Consider the following 18,421-nt stretch of genomic DNA (forward strand, 5'->3'; position numbering starts at 1 on the left):
AAATCCGATAGCTATCGGATCTGCATGATGGATTAGTAAAAATGAACATATTAGATAAAATCGTATTACGCAAAAAAGAAGAAGTTGCCGCTGCAAAAGCCTTGGTTTCTGTTCAGGATTTAGAAAATTCGGTACATTTTAACCGAACGCCTTATTCTTTTAAAGAGTTTCTATTGGCCAAAGACCGTACCGGCATTATTGCAGAGTTTAAACGCCGCTCGCCATCTAAAGGTTTAATTAACGGTATTGCTGATGTTGCGGAGGTAACGCAGGCTTATAATGCAGCCGGCGCATCTGCACTTTCGGTATTAACGGATGTAGATTTCTTTGGCGGTAAAACCGACGATATCCTGGCGGCACGGGCTACAAATCATATTCCGATCTTGAGAAAAGATTTTATGATTGATGAGTATCAGATTCTGGAAGCAAAGGCCTGGGGTGCTGATATTATTCTGTTGATTGCCTCGATATTAACACCTCAACAGATTAACGATTTCGGAAAGTTTGCCAAAGGTTTAGGGTTAAATGTACTGTTAGAAGTGCATAACCTGGAAGAGCTGGAGCGAAGCATCTGCCCGAATTTGGATGCCATTGGTGTAAACAATAGAAACCTGGGCGATTTTACGGTAGATATCCAGACTTCGTTCGATTTAGTAAATAAAATTCCAAATGAATTTTTAAAGATTTCGGAAAGCGCGATCAGTAATCCACAAACGATTAAGGAGCTAAAAGTAGCAGGTTTTAACGGGTTTTTAATTGGCGAGAATTTTATGAAGACTGATAATCCAGGAACTGCTATTAGAGAATTTGTAACGCAGCTATAGCTATTTATAAACCTCGGAGGTTTTAAAAAACTGCGAGGTTTGGTTGGGCGCAAATTTCGTATCTTTGTATTAATTACATGGGAAAACAAAAATTTTATGATACTGCCATTGTGCAGGAACGGGCAATTTTAGTTGGAGTGGTTACACCAGGCGAAAAAGAAGCCCAAACAAAAGAATATTTAGATGAGCTGGCCTTTTTGGTAGATACAGCAGGAGGGAAGGTAGAGCAAGTTTTTACACAAAAAATGCTTAAACCAGAGCGTGCTACATTTGTGGGTACGGGAAAGCTGGAAGAGATAAAAGCTTATGTAAAATCAGAAGAAATTGATGTGGTAGTTTTCGACGATGAACTATCGCCATCACAACTACGTAATATCGATCGTGAGCTTGGAGTTAAGGTTTTGGATAGAAGCAATCTGATCCTGGATATTTTTGCCAACAGGGCCCAAACTGCACAGGCAAAAACACAGGTTGAACTGGCACAACTACAATATGTTCTACCACGTTTGACCGGTATGTGGACACACTTGGAACGCCAGAAAGGTGGTATCGGGATGCGCGGTCCGGGTGAAACGCAGATTGAGAGCGATAGACGGATCATTTTAAATAAAATCTCTTTGCTAAAAGAGCGTTTAAGGAATATAGACCGGCAGAACGAAACACAGCGTAAAAACCGTGGTCAGTTAATTCGGGTAGCTTTGGTTGGTTATACCAATGTTGGTAAATCTACCATCATGAATATGCTGTCGAAATCGGAAGTATTTGCCGAGAATAAACTATTTGCAACTTTAGATACGACTGTTCGTAAAGTGGTGATCGAAAATTTACCTTTTTTGCTTTCAGATACCGTTGGGTTTATCCGCAAACTGCCTCACCACTTGGTAGAATGTTTTAAATCTACTTTAGATGAAGTACGTGAAGCTGATTTATTGATCCACGTGGTAGATGTTTCGCATCCTAATTTCGAAGATCAGATTAATACGGTTAACGAAACGCTGAAAGATATTGGTGCGATTGATAAGGATATGATTTTAGTTTTTAATAAAATTGATGCCTATGTTTCGCCTGAAGTTGACGATGAAGAGGATGATGGCAAGCTTACTTTAGAAGATTTTAAGAAAAGCTGGATGAGCCACGATAAAGTACCTGTATTATTTATATCGGCAACAGAAAAAGAAAACTTAGAAGAGTTTAAAACATTACTGTACGATAAGGTTAAAGCTGCACACGTGGCAAGATACCCGTATGATAGTAATTTATTATATTAGATTAAATTCCGTCATTGCGGTGCGAAAATAAACCTTGTAGGTTTTTAAAACCGATAAGGTTTCATCATAAAGGCGATAGATAAATACATTATGGAAAGTAAACGTCAGCAGAAATTTGCAGGAGTATTACAAGAGGAGTTAGCACAGGTTTTTCAGCGGGAAGGTGCTGCGTTTTTGCCTAATACATTGGTAACCATTACGCGTGTTCGGGTTTCTCCCGATTTGGCAGTGGCCAAAGTTTACCTAAGCTTTTTAAACACCAATAACACCACGCTTTCTATTAACACTGTTAATGCACATTCAGGCGAAATCAGGTATAAATTGGGAAGCAGAATCCGTCATCAGGTAAGAGTGGTACCAGAGCTTACCTTTTTTGTAGATGATACTAATGAATACGTAGAACGTATGGACCATCTTTTCGATAAGATTGCTAAAGAACCAAGACAGAAGGACGAAGACAGTGAATAATCTTTGTGAGGAAGCTAAGGGAACCCGTTAATTTCTTCACTCATTTTATACCGGCATTAATTGCAATTCCGGCAGGCTATATATTGCTTCAAAAATGCAATACGCCTATTGAATATACTGCCGCATGGATTTATAGTATTGGCACTTTTATCCTTTTTGGCGTAAGTGCCATGTATCATGGTTATCCGGCTACCGATTATGGTGTACGCTTTTGGCAAAAATTCGATCATTGCTGCATCTACCTGATGATAGCAGGCTCTTACTCACCAACTGCTTTGCTGGTTTTTGATGGCTGGTTAAGGTGGAGTTTATTTGCCATTGTATGGATGATCGCTATAATAGGTTGCCTGCTTAAAATCTTTAACCGATTAAAGAGCACCGCTATATCTTTGGCTATTTATATTCTAATGGGCTGCTTAATTGTGCCTTTGTTGCAGAAAATGCTAGGTACACTACCTATTGGCGCAATTTTCTGGTTACTGTTTGGGGGCGTTTTTTACATCGGTGGAACTTATTATTATGCAAAAGATAAACAGCTGTTTAGTTGGATGCATAGCCATGAGCTTTGGCACTTGTTTGTAATTGGCGGAGCTTTAGCGCACTACATTTATAATTTCGTATACATCTTTAAATAGCTACAGATGCAAACTTTCGATCAGGTTATTCAATCAAATGCTGCTTTGATCCAAAAAGTTGTCGATTTTGATGTAAAACACGATCGGCTTTTGCCTTTGGATTTTACAGTGGCGAATACGGAATTAACAGATGAAATTTTAGATAATACTGATCTGTTTTCAAACTGGGTTAACGAAAAGCTAGCTAAAAACAATGCCCGTTACGGAATTGGCGGATATAATGAACACCGCACCATTTATTCGCGAAGCGTACATTTTGATACGGAAGAAGAACCGCGCAGGCTACATTTAGGTGTAGATATCTGGGGACCAGTTGGAACACCTATCTACAATTTTTACGATGCTACTGTTCAAAGTTTTGCCAATAACAACAATTTTGGTGATTATGGCGCAACAATCATCCTGGCCTACGAAATAGATGGATTTAAGTTTAATGCATTATACGGGCATTTAAGTCTGGCATCGTTAAATGGCTTGAAAGAAGGTGAATTTATTCCTGCCGGGGCTAAAATTGCAGTATTGGGAGCAAAGGAAGAGAACGGTAACTGGCCGCCACATCTTCATTTCCAATTGATCAAAAATATGGAAGGATTAAAAGGCGATTACCCCGGGGTTTGCAGGTTAAGTGAGCGCGAAAAATATCTGGTCAATTGTCCCAACCCGAATTTGATTTTAAAAACTACATTCTTTTAACCGCAAAGAAAATAAGGAATGCGCAAAGTTTATCAACCTAACTTACGGATCGTAATACTTGTTTTTGGCGCTATGTTTTATATGATCGTCATGCTGAATTTATTTCAGCATCTTTCCTGTTATTAAGACCCTGAAATAAATTACCTTCGGTGAGCTCGCTGAGGCTCGGTTCAGGGTGATGGCATTAAACTAAAAATCGCTCTCTTTCTCTGCGAAAAACTTTGCGTTCTTTGCGGTTAAACCTGAATAAACCGTAAATTAGTACAATGAAAAACCTGCTCACCTTTTGTTTGCTTTTTTGCTACTCCTTGGTCATGGGGCAGGTTCAGTTTAAATCGGGTAAAAGTGGTTTTACCAATTTCTTAAGGGAAAATACCATCTATCCCCAGTTTTCGAAAGATAATTGTATCCAGGGAACCGTAAACGTGAGTTTTAAGCTCAATAGCCAGGGTAAGGTTTATTTTTCGAAAATTAGTAAAGGAATATTGTCTGACCTGGATGAAGAAGCTTTGCGATTGGTACGTTTAAGCAGCGGTAAATGGCAGATTCCTGCGGGTTACGATACAACAGTTTCGATTGTGGCTCCGGTTAATTTTAAACTTTCGGGCTATAATTGTGAAGGCAAATCAAGTGAGGCCATTCAAGAAGCGATCCGTACCTATCTGGCTGAAGAAGGCTTGACCAACTCTGTCATTAATTTTTATAAAAACATCGATCAGGCTAAACCCGGACAGGAAGTTCAGATTATAGCCATTAAAAACCAACTGGGAATTGATGATGAATATTTGGACGACCGAATCAAAATGGGTTTAAAAAAAATAAAACAGGGCGATAAACAAGGTGCCTGTGAGGATTTTTTATTTGTTAAATATATGGGCAGTAAAAAGGCTGATGATTATTTAGCAAAGTATTGTAAGTAAATGAAGAATACCACCCGATTTTTTGCCTTATTAGATATTATCAGTATCGTTTTGTTAGCCAAACAATTTTGGCAGATTTTAACGCATTTAAACGAAATTCCCGATCAGGTACTTTCGCAGGCCAAAGTGGTATTACTATTGCCGTTATTCGTTTCGCTGTTTATCTCAGCAGCTGGTTTATTACTGAACAAGAAATTTGGATTTATCACCTATTATATTCAATTTCCGTTCCGTTTGGTGGTATGGGTATTTTCTATTGGCTTTATTACCTATTTACCAGAAGCGTTAAACCTCGGCGAACGGTGGTTCGATATTTTATTCCGCATCTGTTTTATTGCCGAGTTTTTCAGGCTGTATTTTACAATTAAAATTCATCGTTCATCCTTCTAGTACATCAGGTAAAACTACTGTTATGGCGGCAGGAAGAATTTTTGCTTCAACAGTGTTCACCCTGCCAATGTATTCCCCATCAATCTGGAAGTGCGCTTTATGTTTCGAAGAAATCTTAACCTCAGCGGTTTGAAATACTTCTATTTTTTTAGGGTTGAAGGGAAGTTTGGTGACCCATATCTTTAATATTTCAAGGTAGGAGTAATCTTTTACTAAAACCACTTCGAACAGATCGTCGTCTAATTTCCCGTCTGGATTTATCTTTAGCCCAGAGCCATACATGGTTGCATTGGCAATGGCCACCATGGCTGCTTTAGAGGTGATTATTTCGTTTTTAAGTTTCAGTTGTACTTCCATTCTACTATGGTTCCATAAGGCATGCCAGGTGGCCTTTGCATAGCCCAACATACCGCGTTGGGGTTGGGCATCAAATTTCTTTACCAGATAGGCATTAAAACCCAGATCAGATAAGTGGATACAGATCTCATTGTTAAGTTTAACCACATGAATTTTTTGCAAACGGCCTTCATCCAAAATGGCTAAAGCCTGTTTAATATCGGTGGGTATGCCTAATTCTTTCGCCATTCCATTGGCCGATCCGGCAGGGATTATGCCAATAGGGGTTTCGGTATGCAACAAACACTCGGCAACCAGTTTTAAGGTCCCATCGCCCCCAACGGCTACCACGCGATCTGCTTTTGCATTTTTAATCCTTTCTTTTATCTGCTCTAAAGAGCAGTCTTCTGGTAATTCGAAAAGATCGATCTCTGTTTCTTTTGTATCGAAATGGGTGGAAATTACTTCCTTCAAGTTAATATCATGACTGCCTGAGCCTGGATTGATGATGAATAATAATTTCATGTGTTACCTTATGGTTTACATCACAAACAACTTTTAATAAACTCTGTTTTAATACAGATGAATAAATCTGTTAGTGTTAAGGTATATCATGGCTATGGCCACGCGCATAATTTGGTCGTTTATGGCCATGTTTTTAAACGCAAGGCAAAAACACAGCAGGTTTACAGCAATAATCTGTTTGTTAATATCGTACATCTTTTAAAACTCTTTATCTTAAAACCTTATGCTTTTGTTGAGGTGCGTTTGCAATTTTTTGATCAGACGATTTACAATAAAACGGAAGGAGATGGCTTTTTTAAGTTCGAATGGAAAGCCGAAAATGATGTGCCTGCAGGCTGGCATTTTGTTAAAGTAGAAGCTATTGATAAGAACGGAAAAGTTTTAAGTGCAGGTGAGGGTAAGGTATATGTACCACATATTACACAATATGCTTTTATTTCGGATGTGGATGATACCGTGATGATTTCTCATTCGGCAACTATTGGACGGCGGTTAAGAGAGCTGTTTATCAAGAATCCACATACCCGCAAAACCTTTCCTGATGCAGCTAGTCATTATCAGCAATTGGCCATGTCGCATACCGAAGCAAATCAGCCCAATCCTTTTTTTTATGTAAGCAGCAGCGAATGGAATCTCTACGATTACTTGGTGGAGACTTTTAGGTTTAACAAGTTGCCTGACGGTGCTTTTCTTTTAAATACATTAAAACGGTGGAAAGATTTAGCCAGAACAGGTAAAACAGGGCATGAGGGGAAATTATTGCGGGTAATGCGAATTTTGGATGCTTTTCCCAACCAGAAATTTGTTTTCTTTGGCGACAACTCGCAGCATGACCCTGAAATTTATTCAACAATAGTGGAGAAGTATCCCGAAAATATTGAAGCGGTGTATATCCGTAATATTCGTCCTGAAAAAGAAGTAGAAACAAGACAATGGCTTAAAAAAGTTGAATATAAAGGGGTGAGGGCGTGTTTATTTAATAATAGCGCGGAAGCGATTGAACATTCTAAATCAATAGGATTGATCTAATAGTTTTTGGAGCGCAGTTGCTGTGCTCATCGGGTTCAATTGTCCCGCTTTTCTTCCTGCCCCGATGTAATATCGTGGGCATCCATTCAATCGGGGCTAGGTATAATGTTTTTTGCTAATGGGAACAGGCCACAGTTCAATAAACCTGCCATTCGGAGCCCATAAACACAGAACCCTGCTTTTCAAAAAAATTGCCTCGTTTTTTATGTTTTGGTAAGCCACCAAACACGGATGGGCAAGTGGAAGAACATTACGACCACTTTAAGATTCCCAATCAAGTTGGGAATGACGGAACTATGTAGATTTATCTAAATCAGGAAATCGATTTCCCGAATGGCGTAAAGGCCAAATTCATTAACTTAAAATGCTGGCGCCCGAATGGAATACCTATAATGGTAATGCAAAGTAAGATACCAAAAAACAAATGGGTTAAAGCAATCCAGAAACCACCACAGAAAATCCAGATCAGGTTCATGATGGTAGAAAGACAGCCTGTGTTTGATGAGGTATCGGTTATTTTGACCCCAAAAGGAGCTAGGCCCACAATTGCGAATTTAAAACATTGGATACCAAAAGGAACCCCCACAATGGTTAGGCAAAGGATTAATCCTCCAATAATATATTCGAAAAAAATAAAGATACCGCCAAAAATAATCCAGATTATATTGCCTAAAAAGTTCATTGTGTTTTTTAGTTTAAGATTTAATAACAGGAATTTTGTTACAGATTGTTAATGTATTCTACTTGGATTCTTCGTAATTTAGAATTACACACAAAAGAAACACAACATGAAAAAATTAATTCTTGCAGCGGCATTCGTCGCTTGCTTTGGGGTATCGCGCGCCATAGCCCAAAATGTAAATGGCGTAAAGCTAACCGATATCCACGTAGATTATATTCAAATTCGTGCAGTAAGAAGTTTTTTAGCCGATAAACAATGGATTGCGCTCGAATATGGACAAAAGGTAAGTGATTATAGCGAATTGTATATCAGAGATGATAATGCTAAAAAACTCGAGTTTAATTCGGCAATTGATGCCGTAAATAAAATGAAAGCGTATGGTTATGAGTTGTTTAGTGTTTACACAGAGCAGGTAGACCAATCTTCAAACAAGCCGGTATATGTGTTAAAGCGGAAATAAGAATTATTTTCGTGATAAATAAGAAGAGGCTATATTATTAATATCAATTTGTCATCCTGAGCCTGTCGAAGGACTTACTAAATGTATAGCAAGGCGTTTCGACAAGCTCAACGTGACAGATTCGTATAAGATAGCTTCTTCTTTTTAGTCTCAACTTATATAAAATCCAACGTATTAAACTTTTTATTCAGGATATCAGCATTGTTTACATCCAGCCACTTATCTAAAATGGTACCATAAACCTGCCTGAAATCCAATTGGTATTTTAAATCGCCGGTATCTAAGTCGCTTAAATTAGGTGCTGCATTAAAGATCCCTTGTTTCTTCAATTTCCCACCAAAAACAAACATATTATTTGCCGTTCCATGGTCGGTGCCGTTACTGGCATTTTGTTCTACCCTGCGGCCAAATTCTGAGAAGGTAATCACCAAAGTATCTTCAAGCTTATTGTTCGATTTTAGGTCTTTCAAAAAAGCAGCCATTCCTTCACTATATTGTTTAAGCAGATTACCTTGTTGGCCGGTTTGATTCACATGTGTATCGAAACCACTTAACGATACATAATAAACCCTGGTTTTTAATCCTGAAGAAATAAATTTAGAAACTGTTTTCAATTGGTTCGCAAAACCCGAAGTAGGGTAAGTAGATTTAGACTGATAAATTTTGGAAGTATTCTGTATATAACTGGCAGAGGATGAAGTTTCAATCATAGTTTTATACAAATAGCCTAAATTATCTTCGTCTAAATGTTCCTTATCATTCTGCAACATAGCCTTAAAAAATGGATCATTTGTATTGCGGAACAAAGTTGCAGGATCTTTTAATGCAATTCCTTTTTTAGTCTGGCCTTTCATTGCTAGAGAAAGTGAGTCATCAACTTCTATCGCGGTATAAGGGAATTTACAGGTTTGGCAATTGCTATCTAAATAACGACCAATCCATCCGGTTGATAAAAATTGATTACTATCGCTACCGGTTTGCCAGATATCCATCGAACGGAAATGCGAACGGTCGGGGTTTGGGTAGCCAACATCGTTAATAATGGTCATCCAGCCTTGATCGTAAATTTCTTGCAGGGCAGCCATGTTCGGATTTAATCCCTGCATATTGTTCAGTTTGATTACCTCTTCGGGTTTAATGGCAATACTATTTCTTTTTTGGTAGTAAATGTCGTTTCCGAAGGGAATAACCGTGTTTAAGCCATCATTTCCGCCAGAAAGCTGTACCACAACCAGGTTTTTATAGAGGCTCAATTCATCAAGTGCCATGGCCTCAAGTGGTTTCATAAAAGCCGGAACGAATAGCGAACCTGCTGCAACAAATCCTGTATTTCTTAAAAAATTTCTTCTGTTCATCTTGTTAGTGGTTAAGGGTGTTTTGGGTTTAGTGGTTCATGGTTTTATCAAACTATCAATCCCATTTACTTTAATAGCTTAGGTATTTAGCTTTTTGGCTATCAACCATGAACCATTAAACTATTATCCTAATCTTTTAGCACAACTGATACTCAGGCATACTTGTAATTTCTACTGCAGTACTTCGCAGTCCTTTATTATCGCTTACCATTGTTGTTATTTTGGTATTTAATTTCGGTTGCAATAAAAACTCAGTAAGCTCTAAAGGCGTTAATCCTTTTGGTAAGGTGTTTAAAAATTTGGGCCAATCTGCATTTGCGTTTACATAAGATTTTGGTTTCATATTGGCATTTGCATTGGTGGTAGCTGTCCGGCTTAAGGCAATTACGGCTTCATCTTCAGGATCAGCTTTACCACTAAAATCGATTTCACCATCATTTAAAACAAGCGAAGGAATCCGCATTCTTAACATTAACGATGAACTATCAATCCAACTTTGCCCGCCAGGCCAACCTGCAACATTAGGTGGGTTAAATAAATATTGCCCTAAACTGCTTTGTAGCTGTATTAAAACCTGTGGTTTATTATAGGTAACATAAAACTCACGGCTTAAACCCACCAAAAATTCGGCAGGTGATTTAATTTTTGTGCCTACATTCTCCGGACTATAAAACCAATCAGATGTAAACAGTTTTTTCATCATTGAGGCGATATCGTATTTCGAGTTGTAAAAATGGGTGGCAAGCTCTTTAATATGATCCTCATTTGGGTTGTCATTTACGAAGAATTTATATACTTTCCTGGCGATAAACTGTGCGGTTTCTGGTTTTTCGAGAATAATATCGATAATGTTTTCGCCTTCAAAATTCCCGATTTTACCGAAAAAGGTTTTTGTTCCCGCATCGTGCAGGTTTTGCCTGAAAATAAATGAACCATCTTTGTCGTACATCCAGCCGGTAAATGAGCGGGCAGATTCTTTAATGTCTTGCTCGGTATAATTTCCCCTCCCCAGGGTAAAGAGTTCCATGAGCTCGCGCGCGAAATTCTCATTTGGTTTACCTTTTCTGTTCTGCTGGTTATTTAGATATTGAAGCATTGCAGGCGACTTAGAAACCTCAACCAATAAGGTTTTAAAGCTGCCAAGGGCATTTGTTCTTTGGATGTTATTTAATTGTTGAGCAAAAAACGGGTTGTTGCTGCGGCAAGCAAAGTGGCCATGCCAAAAAAGCGTCATTTTTTCCTTTAACGGGGCATCGGTATTGATCATTTTTGTAATGAAGGCAATGTTCAGATCGCGGCTCACTTCGTTTTGTTCACGTATAATCTCCTGACGCATTTTCTTTTCTTCATCAGTCAATTCTTTTTTTGAGTATAAACCTGCCTGGACCAAAAGCTGTCGTCTCGATTCGTAATCGTTCACTAAATTAATAGGATCGTTTTTTTGAGAATCTTTAAGCAGATTGTCTACCACCTTCGTGAGGTTTTTCTTGCTTAATTTTTCTAGGTCTGCATAAGATATGCCGAAGCCTGCCCGGTTGTAAAGATGTTTTACTTTTATGAAATTATCTTTTGCGCTCATAATGAACTGTTTTACAGTATGACATATTTAAAACGCCAGGGTTTAATCTTTGTTTTCTTTCTTATTTTTGTTTATGTTTTTTCAGTTATTAGATGATAATCCAGGCTTTCCAGATCCGGCTTTGGCAGAAGAGGATGGTTTACTGGCCATTGGAGGAGATTTAAGTACGGAGCGACTGTTAATTGCCTATTCGAATGGTATATTTCCATGGTTTAGCGAAGGCGAGCCAATTCTCTGGTATTCGCCACACGAACGTTGTGTGATTTATCCTGATAAGATCAAAATCAGTAAAAGCATGCAGAAGGTTTTAAATCAGCAAGTTTTCAAGATCACCTTTGATCAAGCTTTTGCCGAAGTGATCCGCAATTGTGCAACTACTGAAAGGAAAGGGCAGGATGGCACCTGGATTACCAACGAAATGCAAGAGGCTTACATTAGCCTTCACCAGCAGGGCTATGCGCACAGTGTAGAGGTTTGGCTAGAGGATAAATTGGTTGGAGGCTTATATGGCTTAAAAGTAAACCGTGTTTTTTGTGGCGAAAGTATGTTTAGCCATGTAAGTAATGCCTCAAAAGCAGCATTGATTTTTTTAAGTAAAATGAATATCGATTTAATTGATTGTCAGCTGCCGAACGATCATTTAATGAGCTTAGGTGCCGAAATGATCGTTCGGGAATTGTATATGGAACTGCTTCAGGCTCCTTAATACTAGCGTTCGTTATCAATTAAACCTTGCTCGCGCATTGCATTTTCTATCCGTTTATCCGGAATAAACCAGATGCAGGCTACAATGAAATAAAGTGCAACGCCAATCCATGGGTTTATAAAACTTAGTGCAATGCCTCCGATATAAAAAAGTAATGAGAATTTCCCTTTCGCATCATTCCCAATGGCATGTACCACAAGCGAATGCTGACCTTCTGTTCTTTTGATTACGATTACCAACAGGGTGTAAGAAACAGCGGCAAGCAGGAGCACGGCACCATAAACCACCACCGGCCATAAGGCAAAATGATGCTCACCCATCCATCCGGCTGCAACTGGGAATAATGAGAGCCAGAATAAAAAATTAAGATTTGTCCAAAGCATTGATCCGTTTACTTTTTTAACTGCATGCAGTAAATGGTGGTGATTGTTCCAGTAAATACCTACGTAGATAAAACTTAAAACATAGCTGATGAATTTTGGAATAAGCGGTTTTAAACTGGCTAAAGTTTCGCCATGCTCAGGTACCTTGATTTCTAAAACCATAATGGTAATGATAATTGCAATTACCCCATCACTAAATGCTTCTAATCTGCCTTTGTTCATAAAAAAATCACCGTTACTAATCTGGTACAATTATCAATGAAATTATCTTATAAAACAAAACCTGCAAGCTTTTGGCCTGCAGGTTCTTTATTGTTGTTTTGTTGAAATTATAATTCTCTTACCCAGATGTTCCTGTAACTGATTGCAGGACTTGGATCGCCGTGATCTTGTAATTTGATTGAGGAAGGGCCATGTTTTTTATATTCAGGAGCACCGATATACCTAGTTGTACCCTTTAATACAAATCCGTTCTGTAAAAGCACACCGTTTAAAAATACGGTAACACTTGCTGGTTTTTGTACTGTTCCATCTTCGTTAAAACGTGGCGCATTCCAAATGATATCGTAATATTGCCATTCGCCTGGCTTTTTGTTCGCATTAGCTAGAGGAATTGCTTGTTTATAAACACTGCCTGTTTGTCCGTTCACATAAGTTTTGTTGTTATAAATATCTAAAATCTGGATTTCATAACCATCATCGCCTCCGCCAGTTGAGGCTAAAAACACCCCACTGTTCCCACGTCCCTGACCCTCGCCTGATATGTTTTCAGGAATTTTCCATTCTAGATGTAACTGGTAATCGGTAAACTTTTTATTTGTTTCAATGTTTCCAGTCCCTTTTTTTACAGTGAAAAACCCATCGTCTATAGTCCATGCTGCTGGTTTCGAAGGATCTTTAACCGAATGCCATGCGTCCAGATTTCTTCCATTAAAAAGAATTGTCGCATCAGATGGTGCATCTTGAGGTAATTTACCTGGCGTGACAATTTTAGGAACGGGCTCCCAAACCTCGGTTGTTTTTGGGTCATTGGCAGGATCTGGTTTTTTATCTTGTGCCATAGCTTGCCCTGCAAAAAATGCAGGAATAAATAATAGTGTATACTTGTTCATAATTGTGGTTTAACTTTCTAAAGTTAACCAGTTTATTAAGAAATGGAAACTGGTATTTAAAATTTTACCCTAAATCATCCACAACATACGTTTCACTTATAATCACTTCATCAGGAGCAATGTCTTCTTTTCGTTGTTCAGCTAAATCGCGCATAGGGCAATAGCCCGTAATACCACGGTACAGTAAGCCTGCACCAATTGCTGCACCGGTTAGGCCAATTACAGGATGCGAAAAAATACTGGTGATGCCTTTAAAAAGTAAATATGTTCCTGCAGCGCCAGATAACCAGCGTTCTGATTTCGAAACGTTTTCGAATAATTCTGGGTACTTCCAGGCTTCTTTAACATTGTTTATCGCGGTATTAAAATCTTGATTTGTCATGATGGTAAAATTTATGTTCTACAGTATAACAAGTTAAGTGGGAATGAGTTTTGAAAAGAAAATTAAATGTGGCCCATAAGATTTCTCCATTCCACTTCGTTTCAGTCAGGAGATGACGAGTTAATATTGATTGCCTAATTTAATATATCGCGTATATCTTCTTTGCTTAACGATTTAAAGAAACTTTCTTCAGTTGTAATTAGAGCGTTTGCGAGCGATTTTTTACGGTTTTGTAAAGCCAATATTTTCTCTTCAACAGTGTCTTTTGCAATAAATTTATAGATGAAAACCTTTTTATCCTGACCAATGCGGTGTGTTCTATCAATAGCTTGTTGCTCTACCGCAGGGTTCCACCAAGGGTCGAGGATAAAAACATAGTCGGCCTGGGTTAGGTTTAAACCCACACCACCAGCTTTTATTGAGATTAAGAAAACCTTCAGCTCGGTATTCTGCTGAAATTCAGAAACGATCTCGCCGCGGTTACGGGTTGCACCATCCAAATAAGCAAATGGAATATTCTCCTCTTCAAAATGTTTTTTAAAGATATCCAGGTGTTTTACAAACTGAGAAAATACCAAAACCTTATGCCCTCCTTTAAGTACATTATCCAGTGTATGAATGACGTTTTCGAACTTTCCAGAATCTGAAACATAGGTGCCATCAATCATTACGGGATGGTTGGCTAGTTGGCGTAAAGCGGTTAATCCTTGTAAGAGCTGCACTTGTTTCTGTGCGAAAGTTCCATCGTCCATGCTTTGCAATAAATCGTTGCGGTAGGCCGATTTTGTTTTTTCGTAATAAGCGGCCTGATCTTCACTCATGTCGCAATATATTACCTGTTCCGTTTTAGGTGGTAATTCTGCCGCCACTTGCTCTTTTGTTCTACGGAGTACAAAGGGCTTGATAATAGATTGAAGTTTACGCGCTTTTTCTTCGTCTTTTTTCTTTTCTATCGCTTGCACGTATTCTTCATAGAAAAATGCTTGCGTACCTAATAAACCAGGGTTTAAAAAAGTTAACTGTGACCATAAATCACTCACCGAATTTTCTACAGGTGTACCGCTCAAGATCAGTTTGTGTTTCGATTTTAAGCTTCTAACGGCTTTGAACGATTTGGAAGCAGGGTTTTTAATGTTCTGACTTTCATCCAGAATAATGTAATTGAAATAAAAGTTTTTCAGTTCATCTACATCTACCCTGGTTACGCCATAAGTGGTAATGATAATATCGTAATTGGCAAAATTGGCAACATCTTTATTTCGGTTGGTACCTGTATGTGCCAGTATTTTGAGCTTTGGTGTAAACTTTTTAGCCTCCGTTAACCAGTTGTAAATTAAAGAGGTAGGCATGATGATCAGCGAGGTTGTCTGCGTTTCAAGCAATTGGTCATCTTCTTTCACCTTTTGAAGCATGGCCAATGTTTGGATGGTTTTACCCAAACCCATATCGTCGGCTAAGCAACCGCCGAAATTGTATTCGCGTAAAAAGCTGAACCAGTTATAACCGGCTTTCTGGTAATCGCGTAAACTGCCTTTAAAATGAACAGGCATCTGAGTATCGGCGATATCCTCAAAGTCTGATAATCGCTGTAACTTGCGCTCAAGCGTAACATTAGCCAGGCTGTCTTCGGCCAAATCGTTAATGAGACCGATATGGTGTTTCTTTAATTTTAGCGTTTTTCCGGCCTCCGCCAAACTGAACAAACTGCCATATTGCGTAAACCATTTATCGGGAATAATGGCCACTTCGCCATCAGGCAATAAAAACTCGCGCTTTTTGTGTAGAATATGTTGCTTTAGTGAAAGAAAAGGAATCTGGTATTTCCCGAACCATACTACGGCATGGATATCGAACCAATCGTTTCCTTCTTTAACTTCAAGATCTATTTTACTGGCACCGAAAACGAATTTTTTCTGGCCCGTCGCCTGTTCAATTTCGTAACCTGCCGCTTCTAAAAGTTCAATGTGTTCATTTACCCAATTAATTGCCGCATAGCTTGGGTTTTCATCAGCTGAAATTACTTCCAGGTTGCTGAATAAAGAACTCGTTTTTTTTAGCCCTAATGATAACAGTAAATTGAACTGTTTTTTCTCCCACTCTGCAGAACGTTTGATGCGGTGGAAAATATAATTATCGGCTGTTTTTTCTAAACGTACAGTTACTTTATGTGCGTTTTCTACAGGGAAAGTGTATTCGCCGTATTTAAAGTACAACTGAATCTGAGAAAGTCCGCCATCCACATACAGCACTTTAATTACGGGTATAGCTTCAAATTGTTCGGTTCTAATTTCGAAACCTTCGGCATACACATGGTGTTTCTCTATTAAAGGGGCAACAAACTTTTCGAAATAAGTGGCTTCAGTTGTTTTGGGTATGGCAATAAAACGTTTATTTAAAAAGGGCTGCAGTTTTTTTCCTTCAATATCCTGATCAAAAAAGTATAATACATCGTTAAGCAGTAACCAGGCAGGTTTGTTGCTGATAATTTGCGCTTCTTTAAACATAAATTCGATGCGCAGGTTCTGATATTTGATGGTAGGAAAATAACGTGTTTCAGTTTCGTTCCTTCTGAAATGAAAAAGGATAGATGCGGGCTCTTCAGCCAGTTCGATTTTGCGCTCTACAGGCCAGCCATCTTTATCCATCACATAAAGTTCGTTTTTTACCTTTAAAAGCTCTAAAGCTTCTGCAAGTTTTTTCTCGATTTTAGGACGAACATTTTCGTAAAATTTATTGTCGAAAATTTTGGTGAAAAACTCAGTTGGCCTGATTAGTTTTTTATAATATTTTTTAATCAGCGAGTCTTGCTCAATGTCGTCTAAAATCTTGATCAGCTTATAATCAATATCACTTAAACAGGCATCAAATTCTTCTGCGGTATGCGTAAAAATCCGTTGGTAAGTAAAAGAAAAATCACCCTGTGGGTTGAGCTGAACAACGTGAGGCTCAATTAAATAGCCCAGGTACTCATGCTTGCACAAAGAGTACACTACTTTACAGGCTTTTGAACTATCGACACGTAACATTGATGGAGATAAAAATTTTTCTAAGCTAAGCGCTTAAAAAACTTTAAACTTACAATATTTTGCTGTTACATCAAAAATAAGTAACTGTTTTTGAGATAAAAATTATCAGTTTTTTTATCGGAATTTAAAAGAACGGTTAATTGCCTTGATTGTATTAGTTAGAAATGGGGCTAGCACACCAACATAAAACAAAAAAGGCATCCTGAAATCAGAATGCCTTAAAAACTTGTTAATTATTGTTTATTTCCAGCCACCGCCTAATGCACGGTATAGGTTTACCACCGACTGTAATTTTTGTAACCGATCATTAATGCCGCTTAATTGAGCCGTTAACAAACTTTGTTCTGAAGTTAAAACGTCAGTATAGTTTGTTGCCGAACTGTAGCGCAATAATTCTTTGGTAAAATCTACCGCTTTAGTTAGCGAGGCGATTTGTTTTGCTCTTGTTGCTTCTTTTTCTGAAGCCGTTTGGTAAGCGTACAAAGCATTCGATACTTCCTGTCCGCCGGTTAACAGCGTTTGTTGAAAGTTGTAAAAAGCAATCTGTTGATTGGCTTCAGCTGTTTTTAAACGTGCTTTGTTTGCGCCTTTTGCAAAAATGGGCTGCGTTAAACCGCCCACTAAATTATAGAAGATAGATTTGCTAAAGAAATCCTGTAATTGCAAGCTTGATAAGCCACCTGCTGCGGTAATGGTTAAAGCAGGATAAAAATAAGCTTTAGCTACGTTGGTGTTTTCGAAAGCGGATCTGAAACCAAATTCAGCAGCTATCACATCCGGACGGTTTTTTAACAGTTGTGCAGAAACCCCGGTTTGCAAATTCGCATAAGGAGCCTGTTGATCTAAGGTAGTACGGTTAATTGTATTTGGTGCTTTAGCAACCAAAATACTTAATGCATTTTCGGCCTCTTTAATGCTTCTTCTTAAATCAGGCAAGGTTACCTGGGCTGCATATAAATTGGCTTCACTCTGTACAACCGCTGCACCATTAACTACAGCGCCTTGTTTAAGCTCTTTCATGGTTTCTACATCTTTGGTCCTCACCTTAATGGTTTCTTCGGTAATGGCCAGCTGCTTATCCAGTGCCAACAAAGCATAATAATTATTAGCAATGGTCGCAATTAACTGGGTTTGAACAGCACGTTTTGCTGCATCGCTTTGCAATAATGTAGCATAAGCACCGCGTTTTGCGCTACTTAGTTTCCCCCAAATGTCAGCTTCCCAACTGGTGCTCAACTGTGCTTTGTAAGTTTGGGTTTCCAGGTTGATGTTAATCCCTGCTGGGAAATTCTGTGCTGCCGCAGAAGCTTTATTGTTGGTTACATTTACATCGGCCTGTAAGCTTGGTAATAATGCACCACGGCTTTGTATTAAAGTAGCTTCTGCAATTTTAATGCGTTCAATCGCTTGTTTCAAGTCTAAATTTTCATTTATCCCCTGCTGAATCAGCGACTGTAAAGTGGTATCTGAGAACAACGTTTTCCATTGCAGATCGGCAATGGTTGTTGTATCTGTTGTATTGTTATCACGGTATAAACCTTCGCTCTTAAGTTGCGGGCGCTCGTATTTTTTAGTTACGCAGGCACTTAAACTGAGGATGGCTAAACCGATTAAAATGGAATGCTTATATCTAAATTTCATGGTTTTA

Annotated in this window: 19 protein-coding genes; 10 read left to right on the forward strand and 9 right to left on the reverse strand. The window is 38.5% G+C overall.

Going from position 1 to position 18,421, the window contains the following annotated elements; translation table 11 throughout:
• The first annotated feature begins 41 nt into the window (after positions 1-41).
• The 7 genes from trpC to H9N25_RS21895 all read left to right on the forward strand — a co-directional run bounded on the left by trpC (position 42) and on the right by H9N25_RS21895 (position 5,198).
• Positions 42-824: an indole-3-glycerol phosphate synthase TrpC gene (gene trpC, locus H9N25_RS21865; protein ID WP_190327229.1), complete on the forward strand. Its 783-nt coding sequence runs from the start codon at positions 42-44 to the stop codon at positions 822-824.
• 77 nt (positions 825-901) lie between these two features.
• Positions 902-2,092, forward strand: coding sequence for a GTPase HflX (gene hflX / locus H9N25_RS21870; RefSeq protein ID WP_190327230.1), 1,191 nt, complete (start codon positions 902-904; stop codon positions 2,090-2,092).
• A 90-nt stretch (positions 2,093-2,182) separates the two neighbouring features.
• Positions 2,183-2,560 carry a 30S ribosome-binding factor RbfA gene (gene rbfA, locus H9N25_RS21875; protein ID WP_167296193.1) on the forward strand — a complete coding sequence of 126 codons (378 nt, stop codon included), beginning with the start codon at positions 2,183-2,185 and terminating at the stop codon, positions 2,558-2,560.
• Between the two features lie 5 nt (positions 2,561-2,565).
• Positions 2,566-3,195 (forward strand): PAQR family membrane homeostasis protein TrhA, encoded by a 630-nt coding sequence (trhA, locus tag H9N25_RS21880; protein WP_190327231.1) that lies wholly within the window; start codon positions 2,566-2,568, stop codon positions 3,193-3,195.
• Positions 3,196-3,201: 6 nt separating this feature from the next.
• Positions 3,202-3,888: a peptidoglycan DD-metalloendopeptidase family protein gene (locus H9N25_RS21885; RefSeq protein ID WP_190327232.1), complete on the forward strand. Its 687-nt coding sequence runs from the start codon at positions 3,202-3,204 to the stop codon at positions 3,886-3,888.
• A 266-nt stretch (positions 3,889-4,154) separates the two neighbouring features.
• Positions 4,155-4,808, forward strand: a complete 654-nt coding sequence (locus H9N25_RS21890) for a TonB family protein (RefSeq protein ID WP_169502609.1) — start codon at positions 4,155-4,157, stop codon at positions 4,806-4,808.
• A complete protein-coding gene (locus tag H9N25_RS21895) occupies positions 4,809-5,198 on the forward strand; it encodes a hypothetical protein (protein WP_167296197.1) in 390 nt (129 codons plus the stop codon). It abuts the gene before it with no gap.
• On the opposite strand, the gene H9N25_RS21900 is transcribed toward H9N25_RS21895, so the two are convergent.
• Positions 5,187-6,059 (reverse strand): diacylglycerol/lipid kinase family protein, encoded by an 873-nt coding sequence (locus tag H9N25_RS21900; RefSeq protein WP_190327233.1) that lies wholly within the window; start codon positions 6,057-6,059, stop codon positions 5,187-5,189. The two genes, H9N25_RS21895 and H9N25_RS21900, sit on opposite strands and share 12 nt — an antisense overlap.
• 57 nt (positions 6,060-6,116) lie before the next feature.
• On the opposite strand from H9N25_RS21900, the gene H9N25_RS21905 reads away from it, so the two are divergent.
• Positions 6,117-7,088, forward strand: a complete 972-nt coding sequence (locus H9N25_RS21905; RefSeq protein WP_190327234.1) for an App1 family protein — start codon at positions 6,117-6,119, stop codon at positions 7,086-7,088.
• Between the two features lie 313 nt (positions 7,089-7,401).
• Here H9N25_RS21905 and H9N25_RS21910 read toward each other — a convergent pair whose 3' ends face one another.
• Positions 7,402-7,770, reverse strand: coding sequence for a YccF domain-containing protein (locus H9N25_RS21910; protein WP_190327235.1), 369 nt, complete (start codon positions 7,768-7,770; stop codon positions 7,402-7,404).
• Positions 7,771-7,876: 106 nt separating this feature from the next.
• Here H9N25_RS21910 and H9N25_RS21915 point away from each other — a divergent pair, with 106 nt between their 5' ends.
• Positions 7,877-8,230, forward strand: coding sequence for a hypothetical protein (locus H9N25_RS21915; protein ID WP_169502607.1), 354 nt, complete (start codon positions 7,877-7,879; stop codon positions 8,228-8,230).
• Between the two features lie 155 nt (positions 8,231-8,385).
• Here the strand turns inward: H9N25_RS21915 and H9N25_RS21920 are convergent, their stop codons facing one another.
• Positions 8,386-9,585 carry a DUF1501 domain-containing protein gene (locus H9N25_RS21920; protein WP_190327236.1) on the reverse strand — a complete coding sequence of 400 codons (1,200 nt, stop codon included), beginning with the start codon at positions 9,583-9,585 and terminating at the stop codon, positions 8,386-8,388.
• Between the two features lie 136 nt (positions 9,586-9,721).
• A complete protein-coding gene (locus H9N25_RS21925) occupies positions 9,722-11,164 on the reverse strand; it encodes a DUF1800 domain-containing protein (RefSeq protein ID WP_190327237.1) in 1,443 nt (480 codons plus the stop codon).
• A 73-nt stretch (positions 11,165-11,237) separates the two neighbouring features.
• Between H9N25_RS21925 and aat the strand changes: the two genes are divergently transcribed.
• A complete protein-coding gene (gene aat, locus H9N25_RS21930; protein WP_190327238.1) occupies positions 11,238-11,870 on the forward strand; it encodes a leucyl/phenylalanyl-tRNA--protein transferase in 633 nt (210 codons plus the stop codon).
• A gap of 2 nt (positions 11,871-11,872) precedes the next feature.
• On the opposite strand, the gene H9N25_RS21935 is transcribed toward aat, so the two are convergent.
• The 5 genes from H9N25_RS21935 to H9N25_RS21955 all read right to left on the reverse strand — a co-directional run bounded on the left by H9N25_RS21935 (position 11,873) and on the right by H9N25_RS21955 (position 18,414).
• On the reverse strand, positions 11,873-12,475 hold the full coding sequence (locus H9N25_RS21935; RefSeq protein ID WP_190327239.1) for a TMEM175 family protein: 603 nt from the start codon (positions 12,473-12,475) through the stop codon (positions 11,873-11,875).
• 107 nt (positions 12,476-12,582) lie between these two features.
• On the reverse strand, positions 12,583-13,365 hold the full coding sequence (locus H9N25_RS21940; RefSeq protein ID WP_190327240.1) for a 3-keto-disaccharide hydrolase: 783 nt from the start codon (positions 13,363-13,365) through the stop codon (positions 12,583-12,585).
• A 64-nt stretch (positions 13,366-13,429) separates the two neighbouring features.
• Positions 13,430-13,747, reverse strand: a complete 318-nt coding sequence (locus H9N25_RS21945) for a YgaP family membrane protein (RefSeq protein ID WP_184465033.1) — start codon at positions 13,745-13,747, stop codon at positions 13,430-13,432.
• 134 nt (positions 13,748-13,881) lie between these two features.
• Positions 13,882-16,773, reverse strand: a complete 2,892-nt coding sequence (locus H9N25_RS21950; RefSeq protein WP_190327241.1) for a DEAD/DEAH box helicase — start codon at positions 16,771-16,773, stop codon at positions 13,882-13,884.
• A 240-nt stretch (positions 16,774-17,013) separates the two neighbouring features.
• Positions 17,014-18,414, reverse strand: coding sequence for an efflux transporter outer membrane subunit (locus H9N25_RS21955; protein WP_190327242.1), 1,401 nt, complete (start codon positions 18,412-18,414; stop codon positions 17,014-17,016).
• Positions 18,415-18,421: the final 7 nt, after the last annotated feature.

The sequence above is a fragment of the Pedobacter riviphilus genome, from assembly GCF_014692875.1.
Taxonomy (GTDB): domain Bacteria; phylum Bacteroidota; class Bacteroidia; order Sphingobacteriales; family Sphingobacteriaceae; genus Pedobacter; species Pedobacter riviphilus.

Bases quoted from the DNA above. Each gene is read 5' to 3' on its own strand.
- aat (WP_190327238.1), top strand. From the start codon at position 11,238: ATGTTTTTTCAGTTATTAGATGATAATCCAGGCTTTCCAGATCCGGCT.
- H9N25_RS21885 (WP_190327232.1), top strand. From the start codon at position 3,202: ATGCAAACTTTCGATCAGGTTATTCAATCAAATGCTGCTTTGATCCAA.
- hflX (WP_190327230.1), top strand. From the start codon at position 902: ATGGGAAAACAAAAATTTTATGATACTGCCATTGTGCAGGAACGGGCA.
- H9N25_RS21900 (WP_190327233.1), bottom strand. From the start codon at position 6,059: ATGAAATTATTATTCATCATCAATCCAGGCTCAGGCAGTCATGATATT.
- H9N25_RS21920 (WP_190327236.1), bottom strand. From the start codon at position 9,585: ATGAACAGAAGAAATTTTTTAAGAAATACAGGATTTGTTGCAGCAGGT.
- H9N25_RS21935 (WP_190327239.1), bottom strand. From the start codon at position 12,475: ATGAACAAAGGCAGATTAGAAGCATTTAGTGATGGGGTAATTGCAATT.
- H9N25_RS21905 (WP_190327234.1), top strand. From the start codon at position 6,117: ATGAATAAATCTGTTAGTGTTAAGGTATATCATGGCTATGGCCACGCG.
- H9N25_RS21950 (WP_190327241.1), bottom strand. From the start codon at position 16,773: ATGTTACGTGTCGATAGTTCAAAAGCCTGTAAAGTAGTGTACTCTTTG.
- trpC (WP_190327229.1), top strand. From the start codon at position 42: ATGAACATATTAGATAAAATCGTATTACGCAAAAAAGAAGAAGTTGCC.
- H9N25_RS21925 (WP_190327237.1), bottom strand. From the start codon at position 11,164: ATGAGCGCAAAAGATAATTTCATAAAAGTAAAACATCTTTACAACCGG.
- H9N25_RS21915 (WP_169502607.1), top strand. From the start codon at position 7,877: ATGAAAAAATTAATTCTTGCAGCGGCATTCGTCGCTTGCTTTGGGGTA.
- H9N25_RS21945 (WP_184465033.1), bottom strand. From the start codon at position 13,747: ATGACAAATCAAGATTTTAATACCGCGATAAACAATGTTAAAGAAGCC.
- H9N25_RS21895 (WP_167296197.1), top strand. From the start codon at position 4,809: ATGAAGAATACCACCCGATTTTTTGCCTTATTAGATATTATCAGTATC.
- H9N25_RS21940 (WP_190327240.1), bottom strand. From the start codon at position 13,365: ATGAACAAGTATACACTATTATTTATTCCTGCATTTTTTGCAGGGCAA.
- H9N25_RS21955 (WP_190327242.1), bottom strand. From the start codon at position 18,414: ATGAAATTTAGATATAAGCATTCCATTTTAATCGGTTTAGCCATCCTC.
- H9N25_RS21910 (WP_190327235.1), bottom strand. From the start codon at position 7,770: ATGAACTTTTTAGGCAATATAATCTGGATTATTTTTGGCGGTATCTTT.
- rbfA (WP_167296193.1), top strand. From the start codon at position 2,183: ATGGAAAGTAAACGTCAGCAGAAATTTGCAGGAGTATTACAAGAGGAG.
- H9N25_RS21890 (WP_169502609.1), top strand. From the start codon at position 4,155: ATGAAAAACCTGCTCACCTTTTGTTTGCTTTTTTGCTACTCCTTGGTC.